The 10,959-nt window shown below is 65.3% G+C and carries 6 protein-coding genes and 1 rRNA gene; 3 read left to right on the top strand and 4 right to left on the bottom strand.

Annotation, left to right across the window (positions count from 1 at the left end; all coding sequences use genetic code 11):
* Positions 1-1,485 (top strand): 16S ribosomal RNA (locus NZU74_16105).
* Between the two features lie 224 nt (positions 1,486-1,709).
* On the opposite strand, the gene NZU74_16100 is transcribed toward NZU74_16105, so the two are convergent.
* The 4 genes from NZU74_16100 to NZU74_16085 form a co-directional block, all read right to left on the bottom strand.
* Positions 1,710-4,976, bottom strand: a complete 3,267-nt coding sequence (locus tag NZU74_16100) for a tetratricopeptide repeat protein (protein MCS6882857.1) — start codon at positions 4,974-4,976, stop codon at positions 1,710-1,712.
* 131 nt (positions 4,977-5,107) lie between these two features.
* On the bottom strand, positions 5,108-6,043 hold the full coding sequence (gene argF / locus NZU74_16095) for an ornithine carbamoyltransferase (protein ID MCS6882856.1): 936 nt from the start codon (positions 6,041-6,043) through the stop codon (positions 5,108-5,110).
* Positions 6,044-6,371: 328 nt separating this feature from the next.
* Complete coding sequence (locus NZU74_16090) at positions 6,372-7,214, bottom strand: ATP-binding protein (protein MCS6882855.1); 843 nt, start codon at positions 7,212-7,214, stop codon at positions 6,372-6,374.
* Positions 7,114-7,827 carry a DnaD domain protein gene (locus tag NZU74_16085; protein MCS6882854.1) on the bottom strand — a complete coding sequence of 238 codons (714 nt, stop codon included), beginning with the start codon at positions 7,825-7,827 and terminating at the stop codon, positions 7,114-7,116. The genes NZU74_16090 and NZU74_16085 overlap by 101 nt, the downstream gene beginning before the upstream one ends.
* A 525-nt stretch (positions 7,828-8,352) precedes the next feature.
* Here NZU74_16085 and NZU74_16080 point away from each other — a divergent pair.
* Together NZU74_16080 and NZU74_16075 are read left to right on the top strand one after the other, a co-directional pair.
* Positions 8,353-9,636 carry an MFS transporter gene (locus tag NZU74_16080; GenBank protein MCS6882853.1) on the top strand — a complete coding sequence of 428 codons (1,284 nt, stop codon included), beginning with the start codon at positions 8,353-8,355 and terminating at the stop codon, positions 9,634-9,636.
* Between the two features lie 251 nt (positions 9,637-9,887).
* A complete protein-coding gene (locus tag NZU74_16075) occupies positions 9,888-10,877 on the top strand; it encodes a protein kinase (protein MCS6882852.1) in 990 nt (329 codons plus the stop codon).
* Positions 10,878-10,959 lie beyond the last annotated feature (82 nt).

The following is a 10,959-nucleotide window of genomic DNA, read 5'->3' as shown; positions in this document are numbered from 1 at the left end:
ACGCAGAGTTTGATCCTGGCTCAGGACGAACGCTGGCGGCGTGCCTAATGCATGCAAGTCGAACGCAGGGCGCTTGCGCCGCTGCGTGGCGCACGGCTGAGGAACACGTGGGCATCTGCCCCGGAGTGGGGGATATCGCCGCGAAAGCGGTGGCAATCCCGCATACGCTCGGCGACGAGGAAAGACTGCGGTCGCTCCGGGATGAGCCTGCGGCCCATCAGGTAGTTGGGGGGGTAACGGCCTCCCAAGCCTTTGACGGGTCCCTGGTCTGAGAGGACGACCAGGCAGACTGGGACTGAGAGACGGCCCAGACTCCTACGGGAGGCAGCAGCAAGGAATTTTCCCCAATGGGCGCAAGCCTGAGGGAGCAACGCCGCGTGGAGGACGACGGCCTTCGGGTTGTAAACTCCTTTTGGGGGGGAAGAGGCTGACGGTACCCCCCGAATCAGCCCCGGCTAACTCCGTGCCAGCAGCCGCGGTAAGACGGAGGGGGCGAGCGTTGTCCGGAATCACTGGGCGTAAAGCGCGTGTAGGCGGTTGCGTGCGTCGGCGCTGAAAGCGCCCGGCTTAACCGGGCGAGGCGCGCCGATACGATGCGACTGGAGGCGGGCAGAGGGCGGCGGAATTCCGGGTGTAGCGGTGAAATGCGTAGAGATCCGGAGGAACGCCGGTGGGGCAGCCGGCCGCCTGGGCCCGGCCTGACGCTGAGACGCGACAGCGTGGGGAGCAAACCGGATTAGATACCCGGGTAGTCCACGCCGTAAACGCTGCCGGCTCGGTGACCGGGCGCCGCTCAACGGCGCCTGGGCGCCTTAGCTCACGCGGTAAGCCGGCCGCCTGGGGAGTACGAGCGCAAGCTTAAAACTCAAAGGAATTGACGGGGGCCCGCACAAGCAGCGGAGCGTGTGGTTTAATTCGACGCAACGCGAAGCACCTTACCCAGGCTGGACATGCCGCTGCAGGCGCGGGAAACCGCGCCGCCTGCGAGGGTGCGGCACAGGTGCTGCATGGCTGTCGTCAGCTCGTGTCGTGAGATGTTGGGTTAAGTCCCGCAACGAGCGCAACCCGCGTCGGCAGTTACCCGTGTCTGCCGAGACAGCCGCCTTGATGGGCGGAGGAAGGCGCGGATGACGTCAAGTCAGCATGGCCCTGACGCCTGGGGCCACACACACGCTACAATGGCCACGGACAGTGCGTCGCGAGCCGGCAACGGTCAGCAAATCGCCAAACCTGGCCCCAGTGCAGATCGGGGGCTGCAACTCGCCCCCGTGAAGGCGGAGTTGCTAGTAACCGCGTATCAGCCACGGCGCGGTGAATACGTTCCCGGGCCTTGTACACACCGCCCGTCACGTCATGGGAGTGGCCAATGCGTGAAGTCCGTGCGCTAACCCGTAAGGGAGGCAGCGGCCGAGCGCAGGGGCCGCGACTGGGACGAAGTCGTAACAAGGTATCCGTAGCGGAAGCTGCGGATGGATCACCTCCTTTCTAGGGAGCCAGCCCCGCCAGGGGCGGCTATTGCGGGCACGAGCCCCGCGTGACCACACTCGTCTGTGAAGGTGCGATCATTAAAAGCCGGGGCGCGGGGAAAGCCATTTTCCCCACGCCCCGGCTTTTCACATCTTCGGGGGAGGTGCGGAGGATTGCGCCTCCCTGCGTCTCGTTTTGCGCACAGAGAGCGTCGTCCCCGCTTTCCTGGCGACGCTGCCAGGCTACGACCGCATCTGCTGCTGCAGCATGCGATTGGCAGCCGAAACCAGCGCCTCCACGCGCTCAACCTCAACGCCCTCGAGTTTGAGCATGCGATTGTACAACTGGATCGCCTGGGCGTACTCCTGCCGGCGCATCAGCATGTCGCCGAGCATATAGTAGGCATCCAGGTCTTTCTGGTCAAGGCCGATGATCTGGTGCAGTTCGGCGATAGCGTTCTCGTAGTCGCGCTGCTGGGCGAAGATACGGGCGATCTGTTTCTTCTCGCGGATGGCCTCATCGCGGCGCGAGGCCAGGGTGTACATCAGGGCAAGCCACTGGCGCGCATCCACATCGTTAGGGGCGATCTGCACGATGCGGTCGTACATCTGGCGGGCCTTCTCGTGGTCGCTGAGCATCCAGTAGACATGGGCGGCCTCCTGGAGCGAGGCGACCGCGTCTTTGAGTTGCCCGGCTTTGCGTTGCAGTTCAGCGGTGCGGACCAATCCCTCGAGGCCCTTCTCAACGTAGCCGCGGCGCAACTGCATGCGGGCCAGGCGGCTGCTCACCGGAATGTGATTGGGGGCCAGCTTCAGGGCGTATTCGAGCATCTCGATGGCCCGGTCGAGTTGCTGGCGCTGCTCGTAGTGGGTCGCCAGGTCGTCGAGCTGGGCCAGAGCCTCGGCGAGCTTGCCCTGGCGGAAGTAGATGTCGGCGAGCTTGGTGTAGATCGCCCGATCGTAGGGCAACAGTTGTTTCGCCTCCAGCAAGGCGCGCTCGGCGCCCGCCAGATCATCGCTGGCGGCATAGGCTTCAGCCATGCGCCGCACCAGGTCGCCCCGGCTCAATGGCGTAGCGAAGGGGTGCTTCGAGGTGACGGCGGGCGCGCCAGGGCCTGCCGCGGCCTGGGCCCGGCGCAAATGCTCCAGAGCCTCTTCGGCCCGGCCCAGGGCGATACAGCTATCCGCAGCGGCCTGATACGCCAGCACCGGCGAGAGCAGCGGATCGACGGCATTGGCGAGCAGGGCCTGGGCCTGTTCCAGCTCCAGCAGGGCCGAGGTGTGCTGCCCGGCATGCTGCTGGATAATCGCCAGCAGGTAGTGCAAGATGGGCGCATCGGCCAGGAGCAACGCGCTGCGATACTCTGCCTGAACGGGGTTAAACTCCTGCGGCTGCTGCTTGAGCAAGTCCAGCACCGTGGCGAGGGAGTCCCACACGGCGTCGGGCTGGTCGCCCATCAGCGCCAGGGTGAGGTTCAGGCGCGCCACGGCTACGGGGTCGTTCGGCCGGCCATATTCGAGGGCCTTGCGAAACTCCGTCAGCGCGGCCTCGTAGCGTTCGAGTTTGAGCAGGGTCAGGCCGTACTGGGTATGCACGTGGGCATTGCGCGGGGCGAGCTGGATGAGGCGGCGGTATTCCTCCAGGGCCTTATTGGTCTGCCCCAGGCGCACGTAGGTATTGGCCAGAAGGATCGACTGCGTCACCGCCTCGTCGGTTCGCCCCGCGCTGCGCAGCAACTCGGCGAGACGGGCGCGGGCGTTGATAGTGTCGGGCGAGAGTTCGATAAAGCGGAAGTAGACGTCAATGGCCTTCTCAGGCTCTCCACGCACGCGGAAGGTGTCAATCAACAACTGGTACTTGGCCAGGGCCTCTTCGGGTCGCCCTTCGCGCTCGTAGATCTCGCCCATACGCAGGTGAATGGGCAGATAGTCAATGTCGAGGCGGATCACCTCCATGCAGGCGTCGAGAGCGGCATCGAGCAGGCCCTGATCGAGGTACTTGCCGCTGAGTTCGACCCAGCCTTTCACGTCCTCAGGCAGGCCAGTGGTGTCGAGGGGCGTGGCGGGGGCAAATCGCGGCGCAACCTCGGGCAGGCTCTCCAGCAACAAGAGCGGTTCGGGACGCGGCTCGGGGACAGGCGCGTCCTGTTCGTCGGCGTCAGCAGGGCGGTGCTCGCGGAGGAAATCGGTGATCGGGCGGATCTTGCCCCAGCTCTCGGCCAGGGGCGGCCCCTCAACGGGGGGCGCCTCGGGTTCCGCGGGCCGGGTCAGCACGCCGGTGCCCATTTCGCGGAGCTTGGCGAACATATTGCGATCGGCGAGATCCTTGGAGCGCTGCTTGAACTCCACGGCCCGCTCACGCCCCCAGCGCCTAGTCTCCAGGAAGCCGGCCAGGGCGCCATAGAGGGCCGCGGCGCGGGCGATGTCGCCGATCTCCTCGCAGGTTGTCGCCGCGTACTCATACATCTGGATGAGATCCTCAGACTCGGCCTTGCCGATCGATTCCAGATCCACCAGGGCGATGGTCTGCTCGAACTCCTGGGCGGCCTGCGGCAACTGGCCAAGTTCGCGGTAGCTCAGGCCCAGAGCGAAGTGGGCCGACAGCGCATATTCGGGATCGGCGACGGCCCGGACGAGCACATCCACGGCGGCGCGATGGTCGCCGCGTTCCTGGTAGATGAGGCCCAGCGAGTAGAGTACGTCGGCGCGTTGCAACCCGGCTGCCAGGGCCTGTTCGTAGAGCGCGGCGGCGGCGTCAATGTCGCCGGCCTCCTGGGCCTTCTGCCCCTGCTCAACCAGCTTTTCCACCTGGAACTGCTGCGAGCGCAACGCGCCGGTGACAACAGCGCGACCGGAACGGACCTCGGGAGCCGCCGCGACCGCGGGACCGCGGGCGCTTTCGAGGCCGGCCGCGCGGGCCATGGCGTCGCGGAGACTGACGATCAGATCCTTGGCCTCCCGGCTGGCAGGGTCGAGGCGCAGAGCAGCCTCGGCGGACTCGGCGGCCTGGTCGAGGTGATGGTCGGCGAAGCTCTGCTGGGCCAGGACGAGATGCTCGCGCGCCGCCTCCTGGCGGGCCTGCATCTCTTCGTAGAGCCGGGCGAGGCGCAGGCGCTGGTCGCGATCCTCTGGTCGCAGTTTGAGCAATTCGCGCAGAGCCTCTACCGCCTGGGCGGGCCGGCGCTGGGCCAGGTGCAGATCGGCAAGACCGCGGAAGCTCTCAACGGCGGCCGCAACGTTGCCCTGACGCTGGTGCACCTGGGCGATATAGCTCAGAAAGAAGGGGTTCTGCTGATCCGCGGCGCGCAATTCCTCGAACAGTTGCAGCGCGCGCTCGAGCTTGCCGGTATGAAAGAGAGCTACGGCCGCCGCCGTGCGCGCATCGGCGTCCTGAGGGAACTCCTGAAGAGCGCGAACTGCGGCGCGCAGCGCCTCGTCCCATTGACCCTGGCGCGCCGCCTCACGGCTCTGCTCCATCGCTCGGTCGAAGATTGCGCGGTTACCTGCCATGGCTCTGTTCTTTGCGCGTGGAAGACGATTCTCGAAAGCGGGAAACCAGGCTTCCCCCTTCTATCAGGGTGTCAGGCTCACTGACGCCAGTTGGACGGCGAGGGAACCAGATTGCTCCACACCTAACACCACTATGCTCCCAGCAACGTAAGGAGCAACGCTTTCTGTACATGCAGGCGATTCTCAGCCTGGTCAAAGACCACCGACTGCGGGCCATCAATGACCTCGGCAGTCACCTCTTCGCCGCGATGGGCGGGGAGGCAGTGCATAAACACCGCTCGCGGCGCGGCTCGGGCCATCAACTCCGAGTTCACCTGGTAAGGAGCGAAGACCGGACGGCGGCGGGCGGTTTCGTGCTCCTGGCCCATCGAGGTCCAGACATCGGTATAGACCGCATCAGCGCCGCCGACAACCTCTTCAGGGGCGGCGCTGATGTTGATGCGGGCGCCGCTGGCGCTGGCAAGGCGCTCGGCGCGTTCGAGTATCTCCACGTCGGGACGGTAATCGGGAGGACAGGCCACGGCCAGATCCAGACCGAGGGTGGCGCCCAGCAGCAACAACGAATGGCACACATTGTTGCCATCGCCCACATAGGCCAGCCGCAGGCCCTGGAGTGCGCCAAACCGTTCGCGAAGGGTGAGCATATCGGCGAGGGCCTGGCAGGGATGCTCGCGATCCGAGAGGGCATTGATGACAGGCACGGAAGCGTAGCGCGCCAGGGTCTCGACCGTGGCATGCCTGAAGACGCGGGCGGCGATAGCCTGCACCCAGCGGCTGAGGTTGCGCGCCACATCGGGCACGCTCTCGCGCCCGCCCATGTCAATATCGTTGGCCGAGAGGTACGATCCATGGCCGCCAAGCTGGGTCATGCCCGCCTCGAAGGCCACGCGGGTACGCAGGGACGGCTTTTCAAAGACGAGGGCGAGGGTCTTCCCCCGGAGGGGCAACCCGGGATGGGCCCCGCAGCCATTGGCGCGAAACTCGGCCTTGAGGCCGGCAGCGCGATCCAGCAGGGCCTCGGCCTCGGACCGGCTCAGATCCCCTGCGGACAGATAGTGCTGTAGCATCGCTCTCGCTCCCCGTCACAGCAGTGCACACGCTGCAGCGTGCATGCAAGAACCCATGATACCAGACGACTATTACGAGCATTTACGGGCCAATGCAACGCCAGCCTTGATCTGGAGCGGCCGGGCGGCCCCGCAGAGCAACGTTGCACTGGCTCTGGCGGCTACGCTGCCAGAACCAGCGCCAAAACCTGGAATTAGAGGTTTGCCCTGAAGACGAACGACGCTGCCGCGGCCCCGGACCGCCGGACGGAAGGGTTCGGGAAGCGTAAGCCCCGCTTCACCCCCCCTCCCTGGTCACACGCGCCAGCCAGGACGCCATGGGCGGCGATCAGGCGCTGCCATCGCGGCGGCCCATGCGCTGCAGATGGTGGGCTTTTTTCTGTTCAAAGCGCTGTGTGACGGGCGTGCGTCGGTAGTCATCGGCGTCAATAATGATAATCTCGTCACACAGGTCCCGATCAGTCATACGCGAGAGAATGCGCGGCTCGATATCTCTGGGTTCACGATTGCTGGTAATCACCGTGGGCAGGCGGTAGTTGTAGCGATGATTGAAGATCTGGAACAGCTTCTCACGAGCCCAGGGGGTGGCATTTTCGGTGCCCAGGTCATCGAGGATCAGCACCCCGGCGCTGCGCACCTGCTCAAAGCGCTCATCGTAGCCCACTTCGCTATGGGGGCCGAAGGTGGAGCGCAGGTGATCGAGCAGGTCAGGCACGACCGTGAAGAGCACCTCGTTGTGGTTGGCGAGGAGCCGGTTGGCGATAGCAGCGGCGAGATGGGTCTTACCGCAGCCGTAGCCGCCAAAGAGGATGAGCCACCCGACGGGATGTTCGGCGAACTTGAGCGCCCGGGCGTAGGCCCGGGCCACCCCGCGCACGCCAGCGTCAAAGTTCTCGAAGGTCTTATTGAGGAACGGTCCAAGGTTGCTCATGGCCCGCAGCATCTCGCCGCGCTGCCGGAGGCGTTCGGCTGTGCGGCAGCTACAGGGCCAGAGGCGGCCAAAATCGGGATGGCCAAAGGGCGCATCGGCCACCAGATACCCGGCGCCCTTGCAGCGGGGACAGGGGGCATCAGAGGTCGGTGTCGTCGCTGCCGCGCCGGAAGAGATCTCCGAAGGCGCCGCCGGTGTACTTTTCCACGTCAATAGGTCGTTCGGCGCGATGCGTCGCATCCTGTCTTCCATGGACTGCCCACCTCTCAAGGACCTTGCGAATATAGCGCCAGGAACGAGCATTAGCGCGGACGGCCTCGCGCATGGCTTCTTCGATCCATTCGCGGGGATAGCGTTCTTCAGCCTCGCGCAGTTCATCGACCAGCATCGGGGTGATCAGGCCGATGTTCTGCTCGTACAGGCTCATGAGCGACAGCCGCTGCGGAGCCGGTTCGGCGGCTGGCGCCAGGGCGACCTGAGCCCGGGCCAGGCGCTCGACCCAGGCCCGGTTGGCGGCCGTATGCACCAGGTACCAGTTGCCAACGCGGCCATCGGCGGGCAGGGCCACGTGCAGCAGCGTTCCTCGTCGAACGGCCGCCTCCAATCCTTCAGCCAGCAGATCTTCAAACGGGCGCAACTTCGAGACCGCACGCAACGAGCGCCGCAACGTGCGATCCGCCAGAAGCTCCTCCCAGCTCAGGCGACGAGGGGTGGCCCGCTGCCGGCTCAGGCGGTAGAAGACATGCAAGGTCACCTTAAGTTCGCTGGGGAGGGTGATCGCGGGAATGATCTCGCTGAACAACTCTGGCGGCAGGCCCACAAGCGTATCGGTTGAGAAGCCGGCAAACACCATGGGCCACCACCTCCGCGCCCGTCCACTCCTGCCCGCTATGTTACCACATCCTTGCCGCAAATGCAGCCAGGGAACCCTGACCTCCCAGGGCTGGATGCAATGTCCGCCTCCTACGGAGGCGTCCGGGCGGCTACGCCGCCGGATAGGGTCAGTTTCTCGTTAGTTTTGATGAGGAATAAGAATATAAACCGGTATTCGGCCAATAGCCCGGCGGCTGAAGCCGCGGGCTACCGATGCGAAGCCCGCCTGCGCGGGCTATACCGGATTTAATTCTTAATCTTCGAAAACCCGGGGTTTGGGGCAAGCCCCGGAGACTTCGCAACGGCCCTGCCCGGACCCGGAGAGGTCCGGGCAACATCCATCGGCCAGACCCCGGACTCCATCGCCGGAGACAGACCCGATCCTGACCTGGACGCTGGCGGGGTCAGGCGCTCAAAATCTGTGCAAAGGGTTGACAAAGTTGATTCATCGTGGTATTCTTCACAGGGAAATATTCATGAGGGCGAAGTACTGAGAGAGGCAACCTTGAAATCCAATCGCGCATCGCTGGCGTTTATTTTTCTCACCATTTTCATCGATCTGCTGGGCGTAGGCATCGTCCTGCCGCTGCTTCCTTTTTATGTCAAGCTCATTGAAGAGACGGGAACACCGTGGCTGGCGGCGAACCACGCGCTGATCGTGGGGGCGCTGACGGCCTCCTATTCGTTGTTTCAGTTTCTCTTCGCGCCGATCCTGGGCGGTCTGTCGGATCGCTTCGGGCGCCGTCCGGTGCTTTTGTTGAGCCTGCTCGGCGCAGCGTTCTCGTACCTGCTCTTCGGTCTGGCCGACGGCCTGCGCGGCTTTGGCGCTGAGGCCGTGCTGGCCGTACTGTTTGTTTCGCGGATCATCGCCGGTATTACCGGCGGCAGCATCAGCGCCGCGCAGGCCTACATCGCCGACGTGACGCCCCCGGAGGAGCGCGCCCGCGGCATGGGACTGATCGGCGCGGCCTTCGGACTGGGCTTTATGCTTGGTCCGGCCCTGGGCGGGCTGCTCAGCCTGGTCAGCCTGAGCGCGCCGGCCTTCTTCGCTGCGGCGCTGGTATTTGCCAGCGTGATCCTCGGCTACTTCCGCCTGCCCGAGTCGCTGCCCGTTGAGCGACGCGCGCAGCAGATGAGCAGCGTTAATCCGTTCAAGCGTCTGTGGGCGGTGGTTGGCCTGGAAGCGATCCGTCCGCTGTTGCTGGGCGTAGTGATGCTTAACTTCGCCTTCGCCGGGCTGCAAAGCAATTTCGCCGTGTTTGCCAATACCCGATTCGGGTTCGGGCCGACTGATATTGCTTTTGTCTTTGCCTTTATTGGTCTGATCGCGGTACTGATGCAGGGCTTGCTGCTCCGCCGGCTGGTGCAGCGCTTTGGGGAGGCGCGCCTGGCCATCAGCGGTCTGACGCTTATGGCTCTGGCCTTCGGCATGATCGCCATCATCCCCCTCGGCTGGATGCTCTATCCGGTCACCGCAGCGCTGGCGATTGGCAGTGGCATAGCCACACCTAGCCTGACCAGCCTGATCTCGCGGCGCGTCTCGCCGCAGACGCAGGGGTCGGTCCTGGGTGGTGTGCAGGCGCTCAACAGCTTGATGATGGTGGTTGGTCCGCTGTTCGCCGGCGCGGTATTCGACGCCTTCGGGCCGATGGCGCCGTATCTGTCGGGACTAGTAATGGTTGCCGGCGCCGTGGGGGTGCTGGCGCTGGCTCTGCGCCCGGACCTGGGACAGGGCGTGCCGGTGGAGCAGGGCGCGCCGGTCGAGAGCAAGCGCGTGGCTGCGGGGTGAACCGGCGGTTAACAGCAGCGCAGGGCTAACAAGATTTGTTTCGCATCGTGACGCGCTTCCGAACCCTAAGTCGGCCGGCAACGCTCGTCCAGATGCGGTAGATGGCAGCAGGGGCGGGTTTAGAACCCGCCCCTGCGTGTGTCGCATCTATCGGGAAGGGTAATTGAGACGGATCAGGTCAGGATCGGGGCGTATCGCGCAGCGGGCGACGGCGGTACACCAGAGGAGAACGGCATGTCCAGAGAGCGCCGATGCCGCACGATCTTCCGTTTCTCCGGCCCGGCCAGCGGATCGATGAGTTTGTAATCCTCCGGCCTATCGCCAGCAGCGGGGCGAGCGAGCTGTACCTGGCGCGACCGGCGGGGCGCGGGAACCGGCGAAAACACGTCGCCAGTCTGCTGGAGCGCCTGTGCGCCCTGCCCGGTCGCAGGGGCAGGGGCTTGGCCGCGCTCAAACTGGCCTATCCGGACTGCCAGGCCAACCTGCACGACGAACACGCTTACCTTTCGCGCAGCGAATTGCGGCATCCCCACCTGGTAGATCTGTACAGCCACCGCTATGGGCGTCCAGGGAGGCGGGGACCGCGTGACCTGGGCCTGGCACGACTGTCTGGCGACGGCCGCAGCGATGGGAGCACGATTCTCTACCTTGCGCTGGCCTTTGAGCCAGGGCCGACCGTGGCGCACCTGTTGCGCCAGCGGCGGGGCCGATCCCTGCACCCGACCCTGGCGGCGCACATCGCTTATCAGACCGCCCAGGTCCTGCGCCACCTGCACAGCCATGACCTTATCCATCACGATGTTAAACCCGCGAACATCATCCTGCGCCCCACGCGTGGCATCGCCGACGTCGCCCTGATCGATCTGGGATCGGCGGAGTCGCTGCGCGCTCCACGTCAGCGCAGCATCTACGGCACCCGGCGCTACCTGCCCCCGGAACGGTTAACCGGCAGCGGACCGGAGACGCTCACCCCGCACATTGACGTATACGGCCTGGGGCGCACGCTGGAGGAAATGCTCACCGGGGCGCCGGAGGACCGAGGCGGCGATCCACCACACGGGATCGCCGTCGGGCAGGTGGGACATCAAGGCATTTCCGCCGAACTCGCCCGCCTGGTGCGCGACGCGACCGCGCCCTGCCTCGCGCAACGTCAGCGCCTTGTGCCCACGATGCAGACATTTATCGAGCGGCTGGAAGCCACCCCGGAGTTTCGCTGGCGACGGGCGCGCGCGCGAGCGTGAGCCTGCCGGTGACAGGCGCGCGCCTCGATCACCCGCGAGGCTGTTCGGGCCGAGGAGCGTTCACTATCGCTTGCGCCATGCG

It is taken from the genome of Chloroflexaceae bacterium (assembly GCA_025057155.1).
Lineage (GTDB): Bacteria > Chloroflexota > Chloroflexia > Chloroflexales > Chloroflexaceae > JACAEO01.
This window is presented reverse-complemented; position numbering and strand designations above follow the sequence as displayed.